22 protein-coding genes are annotated in these 22,292 nt (G+C 61.0%); 4 read left to right on the top strand and 18 right to left on the bottom strand.

Features of this window, described 5'->3' with window-relative positions; genetic code table 11:
- Nucleotides 1–55: 55 nt before the first annotated feature.
- Together AB5Y95_RS14285 and AB5Y95_RS14280 are read left to right on the top strand one after the other, a co-directional pair.
- Nucleotides 56–1,186 carry a cupin domain-containing protein gene (locus AB5Y95_RS14285; protein WP_368161447.1) on the top strand — a complete coding sequence of 377 codons (1,131 nt, stop codon included), beginning with the start codon at nucleotides 56–58 and terminating at the stop codon, nucleotides 1,184–1,186.
- A gap of 241 nt (nucleotides 1,187–1,427) precedes the next feature.
- Entirely contained in the window at nucleotides 1,428–1,835 is a 408-nt protein-coding gene (locus AB5Y95_RS14280) for a hypothetical protein (RefSeq protein WP_368161446.1), read from the top strand.
- 157 nt (nucleotides 1,836–1,992) lie between these two features.
- Here AB5Y95_RS14280 and AB5Y95_RS14275 read toward each other — a convergent pair whose 3' ends face one another.
- The 7 genes from AB5Y95_RS14275 to AB5Y95_RS14245 form a co-directional block, all read right to left on the bottom strand.
- Nucleotides 1,993–4,860, bottom strand: coding sequence for a hypothetical protein (locus tag AB5Y95_RS14275; protein WP_368161445.1), 2,868 nt, complete (start codon nucleotides 4,858–4,860; stop codon nucleotides 1,993–1,995).
- A 617-nt stretch (nucleotides 4,861–5,477) separates the two neighbouring features.
- Nucleotides 5,478–5,987 (bottom strand): GNAT family N-acetyltransferase, encoded by a 510-nt coding sequence (locus AB5Y95_RS14270; protein WP_017788558.1) that lies wholly within the window; start codon nucleotides 5,985–5,987, stop codon nucleotides 5,478–5,480.
- 32 nt (nucleotides 5,988–6,019) lie between these two features.
- A complete protein-coding gene (locus AB5Y95_RS14265; protein WP_368161444.1) occupies nucleotides 6,020–7,654 on the bottom strand; it encodes a GNAT family N-acetyltransferase in 1,635 nt (544 codons plus the stop codon).
- Nucleotides 7,654–8,268, bottom strand: coding sequence for a glutathione S-transferase family protein (locus AB5Y95_RS14260; protein ID WP_208199781.1), 615 nt, complete (start codon nucleotides 8,266–8,268; stop codon nucleotides 7,654–7,656). Before AB5Y95_RS14260 ends, AB5Y95_RS14265 begins: the two co-directional genes overlap by 1 nt.
- A gap of 38 nt (nucleotides 8,269–8,306) precedes the next feature.
- Nucleotides 8,307–8,945: a pyridoxamine 5'-phosphate oxidase gene (pdxH, locus tag AB5Y95_RS14255; RefSeq protein ID WP_005298871.1), complete on the bottom strand. Its 639-nt coding sequence runs from the start codon at nucleotides 8,943–8,945 to the stop codon at nucleotides 8,307–8,309.
- Nucleotides 8,946–9,099: 154 nt separating this feature from the next.
- A complete protein-coding gene (locus AB5Y95_RS14250; RefSeq protein WP_216974063.1) occupies nucleotides 9,100–9,429 on the bottom strand; it encodes a hypothetical protein in 330 nt (109 codons plus the stop codon).
- Nucleotides 9,426–11,405 (bottom strand): reprolysin-like metallopeptidase, encoded by a 1,980-nt coding sequence (locus AB5Y95_RS14245; RefSeq protein ID WP_368161443.1) that lies wholly within the window; start codon nucleotides 11,403–11,405, stop codon nucleotides 9,426–9,428. The genes AB5Y95_RS14250 and AB5Y95_RS14245 overlap by 4 nt, the downstream gene beginning before the upstream one ends.
- Nucleotides 11,406–11,615: 210 nt before the next feature.
- Here AB5Y95_RS14245 and AB5Y95_RS14240 point away from each other — a divergent pair, with 210 nt between their 5' ends.
- Complete coding sequence (locus tag AB5Y95_RS14240; RefSeq protein ID WP_368161442.1) at nucleotides 11,616–12,827, top strand: RsmB/NOP family class I SAM-dependent RNA methyltransferase; 1,212 nt, start codon at nucleotides 11,616–11,618, stop codon at nucleotides 12,825–12,827.
- A 66-nt stretch (nucleotides 12,828–12,893) separates the two neighbouring features.
- Here the strand turns inward: AB5Y95_RS14240 and AB5Y95_RS14235 are convergent, their stop codons facing one another.
- Nucleotides 12,894–13,238 (bottom strand): Grx4 family monothiol glutaredoxin, encoded by a 345-nt coding sequence (locus AB5Y95_RS14235; protein ID WP_010673955.1) that lies wholly within the window; start codon nucleotides 13,236–13,238, stop codon nucleotides 12,894–12,896.
- Nucleotides 13,239–13,524: 286 nt separating this feature from the next.
- Here AB5Y95_RS14235 and sodB point away from each other — a divergent pair, with 286 nt between their 5' ends.
- A complete protein-coding gene (sodB, locus tag AB5Y95_RS14230) occupies nucleotides 13,525–14,109 on the top strand; it encodes a superoxide dismutase [Fe] (protein ID WP_005298860.1) in 585 nt (194 codons plus the stop codon).
- A gap of 124 nt (nucleotides 14,110–14,233) precedes the next feature.
- Here the strand turns inward: sodB and AB5Y95_RS14225 are convergent, their stop codons facing one another.
- From AB5Y95_RS14225 to ccmA, 10 genes are all read right to left on the bottom strand, one after another.
- Entirely contained in the window at nucleotides 14,234–15,046 is an 813-nt protein-coding gene (locus AB5Y95_RS14225) for a VacJ family lipoprotein (protein WP_368161441.1), read from the bottom strand.
- Between the two features lie 79 nt (nucleotides 15,047–15,125).
- On the bottom strand, nucleotides 15,126–16,400 hold the full coding sequence (gene ccmI / locus AB5Y95_RS14220) for a c-type cytochrome biogenesis protein CcmI (RefSeq protein ID WP_368161440.1): 1,275 nt from the start codon (nucleotides 16,398–16,400) through the stop codon (nucleotides 15,126–15,128).
- Entirely contained in the window at nucleotides 16,397–16,876 is a 480-nt protein-coding gene (locus AB5Y95_RS14215) for a cytochrome c-type biogenesis protein (RefSeq protein WP_005298856.1), read from the bottom strand. Before AB5Y95_RS14215 ends, ccmI begins: the two co-directional genes overlap by 4 nt.
- A gap of 11 nt (nucleotides 16,877–16,887) precedes the next feature.
- Nucleotides 16,888–17,418 carry a DsbE family thiol:disulfide interchange protein gene (locus AB5Y95_RS14210; protein WP_010634605.1) on the bottom strand — a complete coding sequence of 177 codons (531 nt, stop codon included), beginning with the start codon at nucleotides 17,416–17,418 and terminating at the stop codon, nucleotides 16,888–16,890.
- Nucleotides 17,415–19,370, bottom strand: a complete 1,956-nt coding sequence (locus tag AB5Y95_RS14205; RefSeq protein ID WP_126882243.1) for a heme lyase CcmF/NrfE family subunit — start codon at nucleotides 19,368–19,370, stop codon at nucleotides 17,415–17,417. Before AB5Y95_RS14205 ends, AB5Y95_RS14210 begins: the two co-directional genes overlap by 4 nt.
- Nucleotides 19,367–19,858, bottom strand: coding sequence for a cytochrome c maturation protein CcmE (ccmE, locus tag AB5Y95_RS14200; protein ID WP_005298847.1), 492 nt, complete (start codon nucleotides 19,856–19,858; stop codon nucleotides 19,367–19,369). Before ccmE ends, AB5Y95_RS14205 begins: the two co-directional genes overlap by 4 nt.
- Complete coding sequence (gene ccmD, locus AB5Y95_RS14195) at nucleotides 19,855–20,061, bottom strand: heme exporter protein CcmD (RefSeq protein WP_010634608.1); 207 nt, start codon at nucleotides 20,059–20,061, stop codon at nucleotides 19,855–19,857. The genes ccmE and ccmD overlap by 4 nt, the downstream gene beginning before the upstream one ends.
- Nucleotides 20,062–20,063: 2 nt before the next feature.
- The gene (locus AB5Y95_RS14190) at nucleotides 20,064–20,804 is read right to left on the bottom strand and encodes a heme ABC transporter permease (protein WP_005298843.1); all 741 of its coding nucleotides are present in this window, start codon (nucleotides 20,802–20,804) and stop codon (nucleotides 20,064–20,066) included.
- A 163-nt stretch (nucleotides 20,805–20,967) separates the two neighbouring features.
- A complete protein-coding gene (ccmB, locus tag AB5Y95_RS14185) occupies nucleotides 20,968–21,636 on the bottom strand; it encodes a heme exporter protein CcmB (protein WP_017766603.1) in 669 nt (222 codons plus the stop codon).
- Nucleotides 21,637–21,641: 5 nt separating this feature from the next.
- Nucleotides 21,642–22,277 (bottom strand): cytochrome c biogenesis heme-transporting ATPase CcmA, encoded by a 636-nt coding sequence (gene ccmA / locus AB5Y95_RS14180; RefSeq protein WP_368161439.1) that lies wholly within the window; start codon nucleotides 22,275–22,277, stop codon nucleotides 21,642–21,644.
- Nucleotides 22,278–22,292 lie beyond the last annotated feature (15 nt).

Below are 22,292 nucleotides of genomic sequence, written 5' to 3'. Positions count from 1 at the left end.
GTGTTGCCCAAGCCCGTCTTGGGCAACACCTCTCTCACAGAGACACGAGAAGACCATGTACCAACTCAATCTGGATATCGCTCACTTCCTCGAGCACTACTGGCAGAAGCGCCCGCTCCTCATCAAGGGCGGTTTCACCGACTTTCAGGATCCCATCAGCCCGGACGAGCTGGCGGGTCTGGCCATGGAAGAGGTGATTGAATCGCGCCTGGTGACCCGCTTCAACAACAAGTGGGAAGCGGCCCACGGCCCCTTCGAATCCTACGATCACCTGGGCGAAGAGAACTGGACCGTGCTGGTGCAGGCCTGCAACCATTGGGCCCCCGAGGTCAACGAGCTGGCAGTGCCGTTCCAGTTCATCCCGGGCTGGCGTTTTGACGATGTGATGGTGAGCTTCTCCACCCCTCATGGCGGCGTCGGTCCCCACATCGACAACTACGACGTCTTCATCACCCAGGGCCAGGGCAAACGCCACTGGCGGGTCGGCGATGCCCAGCCCTTGAACGAGTTCGCCGCCCACGCGGCCCTGCTGCACTGCGAACCGTTCGAGGCGATCATCGACGTCATCATGGAGCCGGGCGATATCCTCTACATCCCGCCTGGATTCCCCCACGAGGGCTACGCCATCGAGCCCTCCCTGAACTTCTCCGTAGGCTTCCGCGCACCGGATGCCAAGGCGCTTATCTCCTCCTTTGCCGATCACCTGATCGACAACGAGGTGCGCACCGAGCGTTACGGCGATGCCGACCTCAAGCCCCGTGCCCGTCACGGCGAGATCCAGCCCCACGAACTGCACCGTCTGCGCGAGCTGATGCAGCAGGCCCTCGATGACGAGACCCTGTTCAAGGAGTGGTTCGGCACCATGATCTCCGAGGCCAAGCACGATCTGGACGTCAATCCGGTGGAGCCGGACTACAGCGCCGAGGAAGTGGCCGACCTGCTGACCCAGGGCGAGCCCGCCATCAAGGTGCCGGGTCTGCGCACCGTCTGGTTCAGCGGCGAGAGCCAGCAGTGCTATATCGACGGCGAAGCCTGGACCCTGCCAAGCGAAGATGCGGCAGCAATTTCGCTCTTGTGCGACAAGGACATGGTTACCCAGGCCGACATGGTGGAGCTGGCCGATCAGGCCGGCTTCCTGCAGCTGCTGACCCGGCTGGTCAACCGCGGCTACTGGTTCTTCAACTGATCCCCTCGCGGTGACAGAAGGCGCCCTCGGGCGCCTTTTCTATCTCAGCTGCCCGACCTCACCGTCTCTGCTGCCGACCCGGCCACCCCGGCTGCGAGTTTCACTTCTTGCCTTGTCCACAACCGGCTTTCGAAGCTGAACCCACTCTTGACGGCACATCTGATGATGCTTTTTTGCGCAAGTTAAAGCTCGTATCATGCGGCCATTGCTCAAGCAGCCAGGTTTAGCAGAGAGGTATCCCATGCAGATCAGCACTCGTCCCATGCCGTTGCCCGGTTATGGCAACGCCTATCCCAAGCTGACCCCGGAGCAGCTCAACCAGGGCCGCGACAAGGCGCTGGACAAGAGAGATGAATACGTGGCGACGCAGGAGGAGAAAGAGACCACCCGCCGCACTCTGGCCGTCTCCTACACAGAGCAGCAGCAGGACAAGGCCGCCGTGGATCGCTATCTGCAAGCCAGTGGGCAGGAGAGCGATGATAAAAGCGCCCCGACGGCTGTCGACCTCTACCGGATGGAAGAACGCCACCAGCAGCAACAGCAGCTCGGCGACTACCTGCAATACCGGCAGAGCCCCCTTGGCAAACAACTGGCGGGCATGACGGGAGCCGAAGATCGCAAGGGCAACCTGCTCGATACCCGCGCCTGAGCAAGCCCTGTACACGCAAGGGGATGACATAAAAAAAGCCCTCGCTGAGGGCTTTTGAGTGTTGCCGACAAGGGCGTGGCCTGTTTTCCACACATCAAGAGTCGATACGGGTCCTTTATGGCCCGGGACGTGAACGCCTGAAAGCGTACCGACTGCGTTATTTGGGAATAAACGCATTCTTGTAGAAGGAGCGGAATCCATTGTCCGGCACCTGAAATTCCACCCCATTGTACAATGACAAAGAGGCATCATCAGTCTTGTTCATGATTGCGCCATAACGCGCATAACCACTCTTGCCATCGTGATACATAAAGTCCATCCGCGAAACCAGATCGTTGGTTTTCTTGAACAACCGGCCAACAATCGGCGAGTCTGAGGACATGGGATTATTGATGGTCCGCAGCAATTTCATGCTGGTATAGTCACCATTGTCATCCCGGGTCAGCAGATAATGGTAGCGGGTATCGGGCGCCTGCAGACCATTTAGCCGATAGATCAAATTCACGTTGGTACCGAGCGCCAGCGCATTCAGGCCATAGGTTATCGGTGCATCGCGCTGACCGACAAAGTCAGATATTATCCTGCGGGCTACCCCACCTTTTACTTGATAGATATGCCGGGTCGTAAAGATAAGGAACATGGTCTCGTCAAGGCCATTGATGGCAACCACATCCAGCGGATACTCTTGCCACTCCAGATTTAATTGACTCGTCAGTTCATTGCTGCTTGTCGGGGCATCCTCCAGATGAGACGTCAAGAAGGCCCGTGAAAAGCTAGAGTTGTTGCCCAGCACCACAAATATTGCTGCGCGACTATTATTGTTTGCCTGACTCTCGACGGCATGCCAGCAGGTCTGCAAATCACTTCCCGGCCGCCAGTTACTGATTGGGGTGGTGGCTCCCGCAGTGAAGAAGTTCGATATATTTCCGTAGCCTGGCTTCTGAATATTGGCAAAGTTATAAATCCTGCCATTTCTTGGGGAGGTGACCAATGCCCCCGGCTGGGTATAAATCGGGTTGTCATGATCCGCGATACTTGGGACGTAATCCCAATCGGTATTCATGGTCCTTGCATCGAATGCGCATACCAGAGTGCGCTTCCAGTAACTGGACACTCGGCAAATATATGACCCCAGGTCTTCATACTCAAGCCCCTTAGGTTTAATATACTCGTTGGTATATCTTGCGATCGGGGTAGGTTTGACCTCTTCTTTTTTGAGTAATGTGTAGATCCATTGGGCGATGGCTACCACTATGCCTATCACCGCGACAATAATCCCCAGGGGGCCGGCAATGGCAAAGCCCATAAAAGAGGCCACGGCGACACCCAGCGCCACCGTGGCGACCAACATATTGATTGCCGCAAATATAATATCACCTATATCGCCACCCTCGACAGCCTGATATAGGTTATACGCGGCCAAGGCCGCCCCCAGCGCCGCCAATCCGACAAAACATATATTGATAATCCTGGTGATATTTTGCGTGGCGAGAAACATCTTGCTGGCTATCTGCCGCTCCAGCACATTCGTGAGATGCTGGCCCTTGGCGGTAAGGTTGCTCAAGAATTGACTGAATTTACCCATGTTGATGGCAATGCTGTTGATGATGCCTTCGCCATTGCCATAAATAAACATGGTCACTTTATCAAGGAATCGACCGAGCTGGATCAGATTCAATGTCACATCAAACAGGGCCGCCCCCAACTCCATCAAAGGAACAGGGTTGCTCCATTCCTCCCGATCGGTCGCCGTCAACCAGGTGAAGTTGCCCACCCCCAGCAACAAGGTGAACACGGAAAGGAATGAATCTATGGGAAAGGCAGCGGGAGCCACACCGGAGAAGGCTGTGGGAGCCATACTGCCCGCCGTCCCTGCCAGCGCAGGATATCGTTGAAGAATGCGCTGCCGGGCCCCCTCATCCTGCAGGGTGCTCGTTCTCAAGCTCATGTTGTTCAGTTCATTCCAGAAGCTATCCGGGCTATTCTGGTTGAAGAAACTGTTCCAGAAGATGCGCTGAGTCCCGCTTTCATTTCTCAGCAAGGTCACCACATCATCGAAATTTCTCCTGTTGGCCAGGACTGTGTATTTCTCGCTTTGTTGGCCCCAGCTCAGGTTCATGGCAAACCCGCTGTATACAGAACCCGCCAAGGTACGTTCAAACTTTTTCAGCTCGTCCTCGGTGATGCGACGACCGGATGATATATTGAGCGCTCTTACTTTATTGATGGTGTTGTAGACTTGCCACATCGCCTTTTCAAACGATGAACCTGATCCCAGATACTCCTGAACTTTGAAAGAGCTGATCAGTTCCTCTAACACCTCATTCTTGGAGTAATGCTCGATAAGTTGACGAGCCCAGTTTTCCCCCGCTGCTTTGTAGCCGGTTAACTTTCCGCTTTGACAATAATGGGTAGCGACAGAGTATAGCTGATCGATAATTTCTTTAAATTGTGTTCCCTTTTCAGCTTGCTTGATATTTGCATTTACCTTCACCATATCCCAGGAGTTATACAGCTTCCGGTCTGCCACAGTGACATTGGTTTGCTTGCTATATGAGTTCTGCAACAAGCCACTCACATATTCAACCATATTATCGGTAAAATAGCGTCGGTTGCTGCTGTAAATAGCATTGACCGAGTTGATGCCATCACTCATGGTCAGCACATTATTGTTAGGCTTCATGCCAGGGCCTAACGCTTCGCTCAATGAGCTGTTCTGATACTGGAATTCGAACTTCATCAGCTCTTGAAACATCACTTGGGCAAGATATTGCGCTTCATCGGTTTCTTGTACAAAGTTGACCCGGTTCGAATCAACGACGGGCTGATTAGATGCCATCACGTAAAAATTGATCGCATCCAGCTCGGCGAAATTGCCACTATTCAGGACAGCAATAGCGGCTTTCACCGGGGCTGGGAAGACAGTGCCGGCAGCCAGGCCTATCAGCGACATGGAGGAGAACGTCAGAAAATCCCGACGCCCTTGTGAAACTTCACGATGGATTATTTCTGAAAGTTTTTTCATATTATATATCCCTATCAGCGCTCATTGCTTCCCAGATTATTAAATATTTCAGGCAATAGTCTGGCGGGCCATGTCATCATGACCGAGCATATGGTTGTTGTTCTATGAGAGGTGTAAATAGGCTGCCATATCAGCATCGTCAATATATGCATGACAGCAGCACTACCGATATACAAGGCAAGGAAGATATTAACAATTAAAGCCAAGGCAACCGTATCAAGCCTCCTTGTTTATATATTGCACAACCTACCTTCCAATCCTCATTTGAGTCAAACATCAATAATGAGGTCTAACCAGAAAATGTTACCCGTTAGACAAAAACAGATATTGCCGAGAAAAAGTTGTAACAATATATTTCGAAAAGAGCCCCCCAAAAATGCAGCAAGGTGCCATCAGGCTGCAGGGCAGCACCATGATTTCCAGATAAAGGTGGTACGCACTATATATCCCAGCACGGAGCAAAGTGGCATTAGCTCACCGGTGTGCTCGTGGATATTGGCCTGCAATGATGAAGCGAAGAAGAAATAACCATCAGCTATTCAAGGGGAGACGCTCGCACGGGGCCTGCAGCGCGTTCAGATAACAAAACGGCAGCCCTTGGCTGCCGTTTGCGTGGCTCATTGTTCTTCGGGAAGTTCGTCAAACAGCGGGTGGTAGAGCACCTCACCCTGCACGCCAGCCAGACCGCCCTCCTGCAGCTCCATCGCCATAAAGCAGTCGGCGGGCACTTCATAGATGCAGTGCAGGCCAAACTCGCTGGCGGGGCGAAAACCGAAGCGGCTGTAATAGGTCGGGTCACCCAGCACCACCACCGCCTTCCAGTCCATCTCCAGCGCCGTATCCAGCCCCTCGCGCACCAGATCCGAGCCGATCCCCTGCCCCTGCCAATCCGGGTGGACCGCCACGGGCGCGAGACCAAGCCAGGGCCCCTCCACCCCGTTAATGGTGATCGGGCTCAGCATCAGGTGCCCCATGAACTCGTACTCCTCCTCCTCGACCATGGTCACCACGGCGGCGCCGCATTCGCGCAGGCGGTTGACCAGTTCGGCCTCGTCGGTACGGCCAAAGGCGGCACTCACCAGGTCATAGACCGGCAGCATGTCGCCAGGGCGCTCGGTTCTCAGCATACAGCGTTACTCCTCGTACAGCAGAGCGGGCATTATTCCACAAACTGCCCGCCGCCCTGAGCATCTTTGTCCAGAAATGGGAGGGTGGACTCAGGAAAACGATCCGCCACCTGCGCCAGCAACTCATGCAGATCGGCCGGTTGCAGGCTGGTGATGGCGGTTCGATAGGCGTTGAGCAGCGGCGGTTCGGCCCGTGCCAGCCAGGCCAGAGTGTCGTCGGCATCCCGATGCCAGCGATCGGCCAGCTCATCGAGCAGAGCGGGCAAGGCCACCAGCAAGTCGAGCAGATGATAGCGATGGGTAAGCGGCTCAGCGGCCAGCAGGGCGAGCCTGCGCTCCTCCCTTGCGAGCCAGCGCAGGCGCTGGCCCCGCTCAGCCAGGGTCAGCAACACAGGTCCCTGGCGCTGCAGGCTGGCCAGCTGCAGCAGGTAGTCCAGCCCCTGCTCCTCGGCGTCTTTCAGCAGCAGGCCGCGCAGCAGATGGAGCTGCTCCGGCTCGGCCTGCGCCAGCGCTTCCTGGTCGTAGTATTCCACCGCCAACGGCCCGCCAGTATCCAGGGAGCGCGGCGGCGCGGCGGCGGGCTCGCCCTCTTCTGCCTCATCCCGATTTGTCATGAACAGCGCCAGCCTCTGCGGCGCCCCCTCCCCGACCTGTGTCTGCAGGATGGCCGCCACCACCCGCTCGTCGGCCAGCAGGGGGGCCAGCTGGCGTTCGACCGGCGCCGCCAGCGTCAGGCTTCGTGTCAACTGCCAGTAGCTCACCTCGCTCTGGTTCTGGCTCAAGCTCTGGCGCTGGCCACTCAATGCCCGTCGGCCGCAATAGCGCATGCCCAGCTTGGCCATTACCCGGCCGGAGGCATGGTTGTCCGGCATGTGGCGGGCGGTAAGCACCGGCAGCTGCAGCCGGTCGAACGCAAAGGACTTCACCAGCCGGGCGGCCCGGGTCGCCAGCCCGCGATTTTGCCAAGGCACACCCACCCACCAGGCCAGCTCGCCGTTCCAGTGCAGCGAGATAACCCCCACCAGCGGCGCCTGGCCCTCGCCTGCCGGCAGGGTCAGCGCCCAGCTCCAGCCCAATCCGAGCGCCGCCTTGCGCCAGCAGCCGGCCAGCCAGTCGCGGGCCGCCTCCGGCGGATAGGGGTGGGGAATGTTGAGGGTGTAGCGGGCGAGCGCCGCATCGCTGCAATAGCGCACCACCTCGGCTTCATCGCACGCCAGCAGGGGGCGCAGTTGCAGGGCGGGTTCCGACCGGGAGGGAGGCTCGGCCAGCACCGGCACCGTCAGGCGGCGGGCCAGCAGGCGGTTGAGCACGGCGCCCAGATCGTCCTGCGCCGTCAGCGCCAGATCGGCCCCCAGCCCTCCCAGGGTCAGCAGCCCCTCCTCTCGCGCCAGGGTCAGCAGAGAGGCCGATCCGCAGATGAGGATCTGCCGGCTCGGATCAACGGCCTGCTGGCCGGGCAGATCGCCGTCCAGCCAGGCGGCCAGCAGCGCGCTGGCCGAACACACGCCATCGGGCGGGCAACAGGACCAGAGTCCGCCGGTATCGCTCGGCAAACGCTCATCAACCTTGCTCTGCAGCAACTGCCAGCCATGGCCCTGCCGCTGCCAGGCCTGCAGCACCGGTGCCCAGTGGGGCTGCCACAGGGCGCGCTCGATCAGCAGTTCCATCAGCCGGCCTGACAGGCAGCAGGCAGGCTCAGGTGGCGGGGATGCGCCTCGATACGGGCAATCCAGGTCCGGATGGCGGGCCAGCCCTGCAGCGAGAAGATCCCCTCTTCCGCCACATGGGTGTAGGCGTACAGTGCGATGTCGGCGATGGTCGGCGCCTCACCGCACAGGTAGGAACTCTGCTTGAGCCGCTGCTCCAGCACCGCCAACGCCTTCTCGCCGCCGGCCTTGAGTCCGTCGAGGCGCGCCTCCTGGGACTCCGGCCGCCCCAGATAGTGAACGATGAAACGAGCTACCGCGATATAGGGCTCATGGCTGTACTGCTCGAAGAACAGCCACTTGAGCACCTCGGCCTGCTGACGCGGCTCGGCCGGCCACAGGGACGACCCCTGCGCCAGGTAGAAGAGGATGGCGTTGGACTCCGCCAGGGTGTCGCCCTGGGCCAGCTCCAGCACCGGGATCTTGCCGTTGGGGTTCAGGGCCAAAAAGTCGGGGGTGCGGGTCTCCCCCGCCAGCACATCCACCGGCACCCATTCGAGGGGCAGCTCAAGCCAGCGGGCCAGCAGCCAGGGCTTGTAGCAGTTGCCGGACTTCAGATCGCCATACAGACGCATACAGACTCCTTGTCAGCAGCAAAAGGCTAGCGGGGCACTCAGGGCGCCAGCCGCTCGATGTGCCACCCTTCCCCTTCGCGGGTGTAGTAGAAGCGGTCGTGCAGGCGATGCTCGCCCCCCTGCCAGAACTCGACCGTGTCGATGCGCACCCGGAAACCGCCCCAGAAGCTCGGCAGCGGCACCTCACCATTGGCAAACTTCTGCTTGAGCTCGAGGAACTTGGCCTCCAGCACGCCGCGCGCCGAGATGCGGGTCGACTGTTTGGAGACCCAGGCGGCGATCTGGCTGTCTTTGGGGCGGCTGTGGAAATACTTCATCACCTCGAAGGTGCTCATCTTCTCCACCCGGCCGGTCACGTGCACCTGTCTGTCCAGGGTGTGCCAAGGAAACAGCAGGCTGATGCGGGGGTTGCCCTCCAGCTGATGCGCCTTGCGACTGCCCATGTTGGTGTAGAACACCATGCCTTCGGCGTCGTAGTGCTTGAGCAGCACGGTGCGCTGCCAGGGCTGGCCGTCGGCATCCACTGTGCCCACCACCATGGCAGTGGGGTCGGTCAGCCTGGCTTCGCACGCCTGGGCCAGCCACTTCTCGAACAGGGCGAGGGGCTCGGCCGGCAGATCGGCCCTGTGCAGTCCACCCCGGGTGTATTCACGGCGCAGATCGGCTACATCCATCATCTTGATTTTCCTTCTCTCTTTGCCGCCCATGCGGCCATGCGTGCAGGCATTGTGCGACGAGCACGCCATGGGTACAAGCCTTGTGACCGGCAAATGACAGCCGTAAAAAAGAGGGAGGCTAGCGCCTCCCCCTGTTGACCTTGACGACCCTCTGTCACTGCCGATCCGTTGCCGGTAATGGTGGGCAGTGCGCCAGCATGCGCCGGTTGTAGTCGGCCGCGTAGGCCGCCAGCTTGGCCTGGGCCTCCTGCTGGCCTGGCTTGATTACATCCCCCAGCCCCTCCAGATAGCGCACGCCGCAGCGGGCCTTGGCCGAAGCCTGCTCTGCCGGCGCTATGCCGGGCGCCACCTCGCCTCGCCCGGCCCGCACGATCAGCCGGTAATCCTGCTTGGCCAGGCTGGCGCTGACCGCCTGCTCCAGGGTATCGGCGTCAGCCTGACAGCCGCCGAGCAGGGACGCCAACACCAGCCAGGCCGCCCTCATCCGCGCCTCCGCTGCCAGCCCAGCAGGGCCAGCGCCAGGGTCCAGAGACCGAGGGCGCCACCACCGCCACCGCCCGAGCTGCCGCCGCTTTGGACGACCGGCAGCTTGGCCGGGCTGATGGCGAAGAAGATGTTGTCGCTGCAGGCCACCTTCAGACGGGCGTCGCTGGCCAGATCCGCCGGCAGGGTCACGGTAGCCGAGCCGCTGTTGGGCTGGCTGACCGCCAGGCTGCTCCAGCTGGTTCCCTCGCTCTGGGTCAGGAGCAGGTCCACCTTGCTGCAGCTGATCGGTGCCAGGTTGGTGCCGGCCACGTCCCAGCTGACCGCCTGACTTGCCCCCGGCGTCAACGACACCCCAAGCGGCGCAGTCAGCCGGAAGGCGCTGCCGGTATTGACCACCTGTACCTTCATGTCGTCGCTGGCGACACCGCCCTTGCCGTCACGCACCGTCAGCCGGAAGTTGAGATCCCGGTTGGTGGTGGGCCAGGCCTCGCCCTTGGCGAGCGTGCCCGAGAGCAGGGAGGGCAGGCTCGGCAGGATCCGCTCCGGTGAGCTGGTGGGGGAGACAAAGCGAAACAGCGGCCGGCTGCCGTCGTCCACCATGGTGGCCAGGCTGCTCGACTCAGTCCCCAGATCGATCTGCTCCCAGGTGTAGGTCAGGGGATCACCGTCCAGATCGGCGCCGGCCCCCTTGAGCGCGAACGGCGTGTTGGCCGGAATGATGCGGCTGGCCCCGGCCGCCGCCTGGGGCGCGTTGTTGACAAGATCGATGGAGGTGCCACAGGTCGGCACGGTCGCCATATGCGCCCGCATCTGCTCGATGGACTTGCTGTGGAAATAGGGGTCGCTGTGGGGCTGGATGTTCTCCTCCCCGCAGATGCCCGCATAGGCCATGATGGAGGTACCGCTGCCCGGCTCCCAGGCCTGCTCTGGCGTCCGGTTGTCGCCGCCACAGCTGTTGGTGGTGCCGTTGAAGGTGTGATCGGCGCCGAACTGGTGGCCGATCTCGTGGGCCACATAGTCGATAAAGAAGGCATCCCCCACCGGGGTGGCGGAACCTGTCATGCCGGCCGACTTGTCAGCCATACAGAGCACGCCGAGGCCGGCCAGACCGCCGCCTCCGGTATTGACCACATGGCCAATGTCGAACGGTCCCAGCGGCGTGCTGGGCAGGGTCTGGGCATTGGCCTGCACCACGCTGTTGATATCGACGTCGGCGTCACTATTGGTGAAGGGATCGCTGCCCGGATCGGTAAAGATGATGTTGTCGTTGCCACTGGCCAACTGAAATTCGGCCCCCACGTCGCGCTGGTACACCTCGTTGACCCGGTTGAGCAGGGTGGCGATGGCCGCGGTGGCCAGCACCTTGGAGCCGCCATGGAACTGTGTGTACTCCCCCGCCGCCGAGATGGCGATGACGTAGCGCTTGCGCGCGTTGCCATCCACCTGCACCTTGTGCGCCAGCGCCTTGCTGGCATCGCTGCCGATAACCTTGTCCGCTTCCTCCGCCAACCTGCTGTAGGCGTCTTGCTGGTAATAGACGGCATACCCCTCGGCATTGCTGAGGGGATCGACGAACACCGTCTTGCCCTGATGGGTGAACATGGCGTGGAAACCCAGCGGCCCCAGATCAAAGCGCCCCGTCTCTACCGGCGCCGCCGGATTGTGACCCTTGAAGGTCTTGATTTCGGGGAATTTGGCCGCCTGATCGGCCGGCAGCAGGTCATAGGCCTGCAGAGTGAAGGTCACTTCTCCCCCGTCGGGCAGCGGCAGGGTCAGCGAACGCGCCCCGGCTTGCAGTCCGGCAAAATAATCGATGGGCACCTTGGCCACCCGAAACTGGTTGGCCCGCACTTCATAACCGTCGGCGGCAGTGGCGCGCGCCGCGACCGTATCCCACTCTTTGGCGGCAAGACCGCCCGAACTCATCAAGCTGGCAACCACCAGCGCCAAGGGAGAAAATTTCATCAACTGCATCTTTTTAGTCCTTTTAAAATGCACTCACCTGAACTGCAACCGGCATCATTCGCCTGCTGGTCCGATTAGTCCAGCAGCATCCACCCTATCTTCCCCGAATGGGGAGTGTTGCACCAACCCTGTCTAGCCCCTATCATTGCGCGGATTTATCAGTTTTTGAGCCGCGTCACCATGGCGACGGTTCGTCTTTTTCTGACCAAGGTTAATCTCATGCTCAAATCCCCACTGTTGCCCCGTCTCGGGGACCTGGTCGTTGCCATTGTTGACGATGTGCTGGGCCAGGGTCTCACCCTGGATCGCGCCTATGCCCGTCACTTCTCCGGCATCGAACTCAAACCGCAAGAACAGGCAAGGATTGCCCTGGTCACCGGCGATCTGCTGCGTCGCCTCAGCCTCTACTGCGCCCTGACCGGTATTCAGGTCCGCCAGGCCGAGAAGCACGTCTGGCCGCTGCTGCATAGCTGGCATGCTTTCCACAAGATAGCTCAACCCAACCACCCGACCCTGGATCGCTTCAATGAAGAGGCGTTTCGTCGCCGCCTGACCGAAGCCAAGAAAAACCCGGTGCTGATGGATGGCTGCCCGACCTGGCTGGAAAAGCTCGGCAGCGAACAGCTGGGCGATGCCTGGCCGGCCGAGCGTGCCGCCCTGACCGCCATGCCCAAGCGTTACCTGCGGGTCAACACCCTCAAGTGCCCCCGTGACGAGCTGCAGGCGGCGCTGGCCAAAGAGCAGGTCACCACTGTACCGGTGGAAGGGGTTGAGAGCGCCCTGGAAGTGACCTCGGATGCCGCCCTGTTTCGCACCAACGCCTTTGCTGACGGCTGGTTCGAGCAGCAGGATGCCGGCTCCCAGCACATCGCGGCGGCGCTGGACGTAGCCCCCGGCATGCGGGTTATCGACGCCTGTGCCGGTGCCGGCGGCAAGACCCTGCATCTGGCCGCCATGATGAAGGGCAAGGGCCGCCTGCTGGCGATGGACGTGGAAGAGTGGAAGCTCGAAAACCTCAAGCAACGCGCCCGCCGCGCCGGTGCCCACAACGTGGAGACCCGGGTCATCACCAGCAGCAAGACCGTCAAGCGCCTCAAAGAGAGCGCGGATCGCCTGCTGCTGGACGTGCCCTGCTCCGGCCTTGGCGTGCTCAAGCGCAATCCGGATGCCAAGTGGCGCGATACCGCCGAGCGGCTGCCGGTGCTGGTCGCCCTGCAGGAAGAGATCCTGCAGCGCTACAGCCAGATGGTGAAAGTGGGCGGCATGCTGGTCTACGCCACCTGCTCCATCCTGCCCGAGGAGAACCGCCAGCAGGTGGACAAATTCCTCGCCGCCAACGACAACTTCCGCCTGCTCAGTGATCACACCGTGAGCCCGGCGGCCACCGGTTTCGACGGCTTCTATCTGGCGCGCATCGAGCGCATCGCCTGATACCTGCTTGCAGCATAAGAAAAGGGGAGCCAATGGCTCCCCTTTTTGCATGATGCGATGGCGGCCTTATTCGGCGGCAGCGTCATCCTGCTTGTGCTTGGCGGCAGTTTCCTTGATCAGGGTTTGCAGTTCGCCAGCCTGGAACATCTCGATCATGATGTCGCAGCCGCCGACCAGCTCACCCTCGACCCACAGCTGCGGGAAGGTGGGCCAGTTGGCAAACTTCGGCAACTCGGCGCGGATGTCCGGGTTTTGCAGGATGTCGACGTAAGCAAACGGCTCGCCACAGGACATCAGGGCCTGGGAGGCCTGGGCAGAGAAACCGCAGCTGGGTAGCTTGGGGGAGCCCTTCATGTACAGAATGATGGGGTTTTCAGCCAGCTGCTGTTTGATCTTTTCAATAGTTTCCATAGGTGCCTCACTAGAGCGATTTCGGCGGCCATTCTACTGCAATCCGGGCAGACCACAAACTGGCAAACCGCGGCAACAGCAAGAAGTGACGAATCAATACGCCGCAGCTTGATCCGGATCATGGCGAGAATCAAGAGTTGTTAGGCCATCTTTGATGCTGGTACAATCGATGGGCTTTGGGCCAACTGGCCCCATCACTTCAAGAACAATTCTTTTCAAAATAGAAAAGAGTACGCAATGTCTTGCAACCGTCGCCTTCGCACGGCCAGCCAATGGAGAGTAGAAAATGGCATTCGAACTTCCCGCTCTGCCCTATGCAATCAATGCTCTGGAACCGCACATCTCCCAGGAAACTCTGGAATACCACCACGGCAAGCACCACAACACCTACGTGGTCAACCTGAACAACCTGGTGCCGGGTACCGAGTTTGAAGGCAAGTCTCTGGAAGAGATCATCAAGACCTCCACTGGTGGCATCTTCAACAACGCCGCCCAGATCTGGAACCACACCTTCTACTGGCACTGCCTCTCCCCGAACGGCGGTGGCGAGCCCACTGGCGCCCTGGCCGATGCCATCACCAAGGCGTTCGGCTCCTTCGCCGAGTTCAAGGATGCGTTCACCAAGTCTGCCATCGGCAACTTTGGCTCCAGCTGGACCTGGCTGGTGAAGAAGGCTGACGGCTCCCTGGCCATCGTCAACACCTCCAACGCCGGTTGCCCGCTGACCGAAGCCGGTACCACCCCGCTGCTGACCGTCGACCTGTGGGAGCACGCCTACTACATCGACTTCCGCAACCTGCGTCCGAAGTACATGGAAACCTTCTGGGCCCTGGTCAACTGGGAATTCGTGGCCAAGAACCTGGCTGCCTGATAGCGCCACACTCTTGCCAGAACGCCTCGCTCTTGCGGGGCGTTTTTTATGGGCGCGAGGGCAGCCAGCGCAGCAAAAAGGCGCCCGCAGGCGCCTTTGTCATTCGAGCCGGGATGCACAGGCATCACTGGTCAATCTCGTCCAGATAGTCATCCAGGTTGCTGTCGTCGCTCTTCTCCTGCTGCTCTTGCTTGAGCTCGGTCTGACGACCGGTCACCTTGTTCTGGTTGTACTGCAGATAGAAGTCCTTGGTCAGGGCGTAAGGATCGAGCGCGTTGTCTATGATCCGCTCCTGATCGATCAGCTTGGAACGGGTACCCAGACCATTCAGCGCCCAGTGCACCGCTTTCAGCGGGAAAGTCAGCAGCGAGTAGGGGAAGTAGAGCACGTCTATGGTATCCCCCACTATCTCGCGGGTGGTGGTGGGGCCATAGACGGGCACCATGACGTAGGCCCCCTCGCCTATGTCCATGCGCCCGAGCACGGTAGAGAGCTCCAGCTTGTTGCGCTCGAGGCCCGCATGCTTGGCCACGTCGAAGATACCCAGCAGACCCACAGTGGTGTTGAGGGTGAAGCGGCCCAGGTTGGTACCCGCCCCCTTCAAGTCGCCGGTCAGCAGGTGGTTGACCATGCTGCTCGGTTCGTTGAAGTTCTCCACCAGATTCTCGATGCCATCCTTCATTCCCTGCGGAACGTAGCGGGCGTAGCCGTGCACCACGGGGCGAGCCACGTAGGGCTCCAGCACATCGTAGTTGACGGCCCACATGGCCCGGTTGGCACCCTGAAACGGGTCACGGCTGTCACTGGCCGTGCTGGTCGCTTCGGGCCGGCTCGGCGTCTCCTTGAGGTCAAGGCTCTCGGGGCCCGGCTTGGGCGGGCCGCCAGCACAGCCACCCAGCAACAAGGCCACCGTCAATGCCCCTACACGCACATGCATATGGAAGTCCTAGCTTTTTATTGTGATTAATCTGAATTATAGGCAGCCCGGCCCCATCGAGGGCCGGGCCAGAGGCGTATTAGAGGGCGTGATCGATGCGGATGTCAATCGGCGCTGAAGGAATTGAGCCGGTGGCGACCGGGACCGAGGCCCCTTCGAACGCCCCTTCCTTGTTCATGACGTTGCCGCCACGGGAGAGGCGCGCCTTGAACTGCAGCTCGGGATAGGCAGCCAGCTTGTAGCCCTCCATCATGGCATCGCCGTCACCCAGCGACAGCGTCACCGGGAAGTGCGGGCCTGGGATGCGCTTGACCGCGATGGGCATGGGCGGCCCGTTGGGGATCACCGCAAACACGAACAGATGGGCATCCTCCGGCAGCGCAATGCCATCGGCCAGCGTCACCTTGAGCGGGAACTCACCGGCCTTCACCTCCAGCACCTGGGCGGAGGCGGTGCTCTGTCCGCTCGCCTCTGCCGGCACGGCCGCACTGGCCATGCCGCGTTTCTTCAACTGCTGCTCGGCATAGTCGATGGAGCGCTCCACCATGGTGTAACGGGTCGAGCCCTTCTCCATCAGCGGCAGCATCTCGCGCCAGCGTTGCAGGGCGGTCTTGAAGTCCTCTTTTTGCAGGGCCATGAAGGCGTAGACGGAGCGCGCCTCGATATTGGCCGGATCCTGGGCGATGACCCCCCGTAGCAGCTGATCGGCCTGCGCGTCATCCCCTGTCATCATCAGCGCCTGGGCATAGGGCACCGCCACCATCCCCTTCTGTGGTGCCAACCCGTAGGCCCGCTCCAGCGCCTCGCGGGCCATATCGGGATCATTGCCATCCAGCGACAGTCGGCCCAGCAGCAGCCAGCCGCGGTAATCGTTCGGTTCCTCTTTCAGGCGGGTACGCAGGGCCAGGGTGAAGTCCAGCAGATCCTGCTCGGTGACCTCGGCATTGCGCTCCACCAAGATGCGGTTGCTGAGCTCGCCCAACCGGCTGCTGGCGTCCTGCCAGCGGCTGACCTCCTGCCAGGCGCCGAGCTTGTAGTAGAGCCCCAGGCTCACCACCAGCAGCACCAGCACACCCGGGATCCAGATCAGACTCTTGCCGCCGCGAGCGGTCTGCTCCACGTCGGGGATGTCGTCCAGCAGGCTGCGCTGCAACTCGATCAGGGTGTCCTGCTCTTCCGCCAGCACCCCCTGTTCGCGCTCTTCGCCGATCTCCAGCAGACGCTGACGATAGAGCTGTTTGTTGAGGGCCGAGCGGCTGATGCTCTGCCGGCCCTCTCCCCGCCACAGGGGCAACACCAGTGCCAGGCTCACCAGCACCAGCAGGGCCGCGATCACTATCCAAAATGCGGTCATTGTTTCTCTTCCTCTTTGAGCAGGGCAGCCAGACGACGCTGCTCCTCCGCGCTCAGGGCGCTATCCGCCGGCGTAGCTGCCGCGGGACGACGGCGACTGCGCACCACCACCAGGACTATGCCCACCACGATCACCAGCAGCGGCCCCAGCCAGAGGATCAGGGTGGAGGCCATCAGCGGCGGGTTGTACAGGATGAAGTTGCCGTAGCGGGCCACCATGTAGTCCACCACCTCCTGCTTCTCCTTGCCCTCACGCACCATCTGGTAGGTCTTGTCACGCAAGTCCTTGGCAAGGCCCGCATTGGAGTCGGCGATGTCCTGGTTCTGGCACTTGGGGCAGCGCAGCTCCTTGGTCAGTTCACGAAAGGTCTGCTCCTGGGCGTCGTTGTCGAAGGTGTAGACATCGATGGCGGCCAGCGCCTGACCTGCCCCGCCCAGTCCCGCCAGCAGCAGCAGGGATGCAATCAAGATTCTCATCGGGTTCTCCCTCACTTCATGGCGTCATAGATGGGTTTGAGGGTCGATGCCCACACCTCGGGGTTGACGTCACCCACGTGGCGATAGCGGATGATGCCCTGACTGTCGATGAAGAAGGTCTCCGGCGCGCCGTAAACCCCCAGATCCAGCCCCAGCATGCCGTCGGGATCATACAGATTGATCTGATAGGGATTGCCGAGCTCCGCCAGCCAGTTGATGGCCTTGGCCCGCTCATCCTTGTAGTTCATGCCGACGATATAGATCCCCTGCCCCGCCAGCTCCTTGAGGTAGGTGTGCTCCCCGTAGCAGGTCGGGCACCAGGTGGCCCAGACGTTGAGCAGCATGGGGCGTCCCTTGAGAATGCTCCTGTCATGCTGCTTATTGAGGTCATAGATATCCTGCAGGGTGAACACGGGCACTTCCTTGCCCACCATCACGGATTCGAGCTTGGTGGGATCGGAGTAGAGCCCCTTGAACAGAAACACGGCCCCCAGCAGAAAGACGATGAAGGGGATCAGAAACAACCAGGTCTTCTTGCTCATGCCTTGGCCTCCTCTTCACGACGACCGAAACGGTAGCGCTTGTCCAGCATCGCCAGCACGCCGCCAATGGCCATGAAGACGCCGCCGAACCAGATCCAGCGCACGAAGGGTTTGTAGTAGATCCGCACCGCCCAGGCGCCGTTGTCGAGCTGCTCGCCAAGGGCCGCATAGAGGTCACGGGTAAAGCCGGCATCGATGGCCGCCTCGGTCATCGGCATCCGGGTCACCTTGTACATGCGCTTCTCCGGCTTGAGCAGGGCCACCTGCTTGCCATCCTTGTGCACTTCCAGCACGCCCTTGAAGCCGTCGTAGTTGGGGCCGTTCTTCTCCTTGATACCGGTGAAGACGAACTCATAATCGGCAAAATGGACCCGATCGCCGGCCTGCATGCGCAAGTCCTTCTCGATGCTGTAGTTCTGGGTACAGGCGATGCCGATGATGCTCACCGCGAGACCCACGTGGCCCAGGATCATGGCCCAGTGGCTGTTGCCAAGGCGCCGTACACCGACGGCAAAGCTGTGTTTGTGGGTGGCGCGCGCCCAGGTTTCCTGCACGCTGGTCACTATGATCCAGGCGCCAAGCCCGATACCGAGCGCAGCCCAGGGCTTGAACTCCTCGGCCAGCAGCAGCGGCAGCAGGATGGCGGCGGCCAGGCTCAGCAGGAGCGCCAGCATCACCTTGCCCTTGAGCTCGCCCAGCTCCTGACGACGCCAGCGAAACAGCGGACCGACCCCCAGCAACAGGGCGAACGGGATGATCAGCCAGCTGTAGATGTGGTTGAAGAAGGGAGTACCGATGGAGATGCTGCCCAGCCCCAGCTCCTTGTGCACCAGCGGCAGCAAGGTGCCGAGCAGCACGGTCAGCAGGCCCGCCACCAGCATGATGTTGTTGCCAAGCAGCAGGGTTTCGCGGCTCCACAGCTCGTGCTTGCCATGACTTCTCACCTGGGAGCCCTTGAAGGCGAACAGCAGCAAGGATGAACCAATTACCGCCAGCAAGAAGCCCAGAATGAACAGGCCGCGGGTCGGGTCGGAGGCAAACGCATGCACCGAGACCAGCACGCCGGAGCGCACCAGGAAGGTACCCAGCAGGCTCAGGGAGAAGGCCGAAAGCGCCAGCAGCACGGTCCAGGCCTTGAAGGTGGCGCGTTTTTCACTGACTGCCAGCGAGTGCAGCAGGGCGGTGCCGGCCAGCCAGGGCATGAAGGAGGCGTTTTCCACCGGATCCCAGAACCACCAGCCGCCCCAGCCGAGCTCGTAATAGGCCCACCAGGAGCCGAGCACGATACCCAGCGTCAGGAAGACCCAGGCGGCCATGGTCCAGGGACGGGACCAGCGCGCCCAGGTGGCATCGAGCCGGCCGGTCATCAAGGAGGCGATGGCAAAGGCAAACGCCACCGAGAAGCCCACATAGCCCATGTAGAGCATGGGCGGGTGGAAGATGAGACCCGGATCCTGCAGCAGCGGGTTGAGATCGCGCCCATCCACCGGGAAGTAGGGCAAGGTGCGGGTGAAGGGGTCGGAGGTAAACAGCACGAAAGCGGTGAAACCGACCGAGATGAGGCCGAGCACCCCGAGCACCCGCGCCACCGCGTCGAGCGGCAGGCGGCGGCTGAACATGGCGACCGCTGCGGTCCAGCCCCCCAGCGTCAGCACCCACAGCAGCAGGGAGCCCTCATGAGCCCCCCATACCGCGGAGATGCGATAGGCCAGCGGCAGCAGGCTGTTGGAGTTGGTGGCCACATACTGCACGGTGAAGTCGTTGTCGATGAAGGCCCAGGTCAGGCAGAGGAACGACAGCAGCAACAGCAGAAACTGGGCATAGGCGAGCGGGCGGGCCGCCGACATCATGCCAAGGCGCCCCCATTTGGCCCCGAGCAGCGGATAGCTGCCCAGCAGCAGGGCGGTGGCAAATGCCAGGATCAGCGAGAACTGTCCTAATTCCGGGATCATTGCTTGCTCCCCTTCAACTGCGCGTCGGTATATTCCGGCTTGAAGTGCATGCCGTTGGTGGCATCGGCCACTTCCGGCGGCATGTAGTTCTCATCGTGCTTGGCCAGCACCTCGAAGGCGGCGACCGTGGTGGCATCCTTGAGGGTGCCCTGGGCGACGATGCCCTGCCCTTCGCGGAACAGATCCGGCAGGATGCCGTCAAACTCGACGGTCACCAGATGCCCGCCATTGTCCACCAGTTTGAAGGCCACCTTGAGACTCTGGGGATCCCGCTGCACCGAGCCAGGTACCACCAGACCCCCGATGCGCAGGCGCTGCCCCTCTTCCGGCTTGATCTTGTCCGGCCCCTTGCCCTCCACCAGCTCGCTCGGGGTATAGAAGAGATCGATGTTCTGGCTGAGGGCATAGAGCACCAGGCCGATCACGGCGGCGAGGCCGGCACTGATCGCCAGGATGATGGTGAGGCGTTTTTTGCGTCTCGGGTTCATAGGGTGTTCTCCATCTGCTGGGCCGCCTTGCGACGAGCCTCGCGCGCCTGCTTGCTGCGCAGTTCACCGAGCAGGGCGCGGGTTTTCATACGGGTGGAAATGACGATGCCGACCAGGCAGAGCAGGGTCAGACCGAAGGAGAGCCAGACGTAGAAGGCGTAACCGCCCATCGCCAGAAAGTCACTGAATGAGGCAAAGTGCATGCTTACTTCTCCTGCTCGGCTATCTCTTTGACCCAGGGGCGGTGCCACTCCCGCATCAAGAGCTCGTTTCGAAAACGCATCAGGGAGAGAGCCCCGAGGAAGGCGGCAAAGGCCAGGATCATGATGAGCAGCGGCCACAGCATCTCGGGGGAGATGGAGGGCTTGTCAAACTTGGTGATGGTGGCGCCCTGATGCAGGGTATTCCACCACTCCACTGAGTAGTGAATGATGGGCAGGTTGATCACCCCCACCAGCGCCAGGATACCGGCGGCCCGGCCGGCCAGCACCTTGTCGCTGAAGGCATTGTAGAGGGCGATGACCCCCAGGTAGAGGAACAGCAGGATCAGCTCCGAGGTGAGCCGCGCATCCCACACCCACCAGGTGCCCCACATGGGTTTGCCCCAGGCGGCGCCGGTAAACAGCGCGATGAAGGTGAACACGGCGCCGACCGGCGCGATGGCGGCCACCGTCATGTCGGCCATCCGCAGCTGCCACACCAGACCGATGAAGGCCGCGACCGCCATGGTGGAGTAGGCCCCCATGGAGAGAATGGCGGCGGGAACATGGATGTAGATGATCCGGAAGGAGTCACCCTGCTGGTAATCGGCAGGGGCGAACGCCAACCCCCAGAGGGTGCCGATGATGAATGCCAGCAGGCTGGTCACGGCAAACCAGGGCAGCAAGGTCCCTGCCAGCTGGTAAGCGCGCTCGGGTTTAGCGTAAGGGTGCAACCATTTCCACATAGCTCACAAAACCTTTCTGTTATTAATATCGTGGCGAGGCCTACCTTACCCACTGCCGGAAAACATCACATCCCCCGAAAGCAATAAGCAGCCATCCTCTTGATCTATCTCAATTATATTTTTTATAACGGCCCTTCCATGGCCACTTTTTCAGACGCTTTCATCAATTCACGCTGACCCGCAGCGCCGCCGAGACCGCCAACGGGGTCAGGGTGAGCGCACCGGCCAGCATGGCCCCCAGAATCGCCAGCTGCCCCGAATAGGGCAGCCCCATCCCCGCCGCATCGATGGCGGAGGTGGCAAAAATCAGTACCGGAATATAGAGCGGCAGGATCAGCAGGCTGAGCAACACTCCCCCTTTGCGCAGACCCACGGTGAGGGCCACCCCGATCGCCCCGAGCAGGCTCAGCACGGGTGTGCCCAGCGCCAGGGTTGCCACCACCGCCAGATAGGTGTTCATGTCCAGTGACAGCAGGATGGCGAGCAACGGGGAGATGAGCAACAGCGGCAGGCCGGTCAGCAACCAATGAGCGATCACTTTGGCCAGCGCCAGCAAGCCCAGCGGATGGGGCATCAACATCATCTGCTCCAGCGCGCCATCGCCAAAGTCGTCGCGAAACAGCCGCTCCAGGGAGAGCATGGCCGCCAGCAGGGCCGCCACCCAGATGATGCCGGGGGCAATGCGGGCCAGCAGCTTGGGCTCGGGGCCGATCCCCAGCGGAAACAGGGTGATGACGATGAGAAAGAACCAGAGCGGATTGAGGATGTCGGAGCGCTGGCGCAGGGCCATCAGCAGCTCACGGTGGATCAGGTGCATTACGGCGCGCAACATCAGAACTACTCCTGCAGCAAGGGCGTGAGAGAGAGGGTCTTCAGCCGTCCCTGCATCAGGGTCATGTCCTGATGGGTGGTGAGGATCACCATGCCCCCCCGCTCGGCATGGGTCAGGAACAGCCGCTCCAGCACCTTCACCCCCTGCTTGTCGATGGCGGTGAACGGCTCGTCCAGGATCCAGAGTGCCGGCTGGTCACTCAGCCACAGACGAGCCAGCGCGACGCGGCGCTGCTGACCGGCGGAGAGCTGACCGGTGGGGTTGTCTTCAAAGCCGGCCAGACCAACCTGGGCCAGCACCCGCCACAGATCCACGCTGGTACCGGCCGCATGGTGCAGTTTCTGGTAGAAGGCGAGGTTTTCGAGCGGTGTCAGGGCAGCCTTGACGCCTGGCTGATGACCGAGATAGAGCAGATTGGCGTGATATTCGTCGCGGCAATGGCGAATATTCTCGCCATTCCAGCACACTTCACCGGCAAAAGGCTGAGACAGGCCGGTCAGCAGGCGCAGCAGGCTGGTCTTGCCCACGCCGTTGGGACCTTCAATTTGCACCAGATCACCGGGAGCCACCGCAAAGGAGAGATGTTCAAACAGAGTGCGATCTTCACGCACGCAGCTCAGGTTGTGAATTTGAAGCAGCATGAGGATGTAATCAGT

Origin of the sequence: Aeromonas sp. R5-3 (assembly GCF_040908225.1) — a bacterium.
Classification (GTDB): Bacteria; Pseudomonadota; Gammaproteobacteria; order Enterobacterales; family Aeromonadaceae; genus Aeromonas; species Aeromonas dhakensis.
This window is presented reverse-complemented; position numbering and strand designations above follow the sequence as displayed.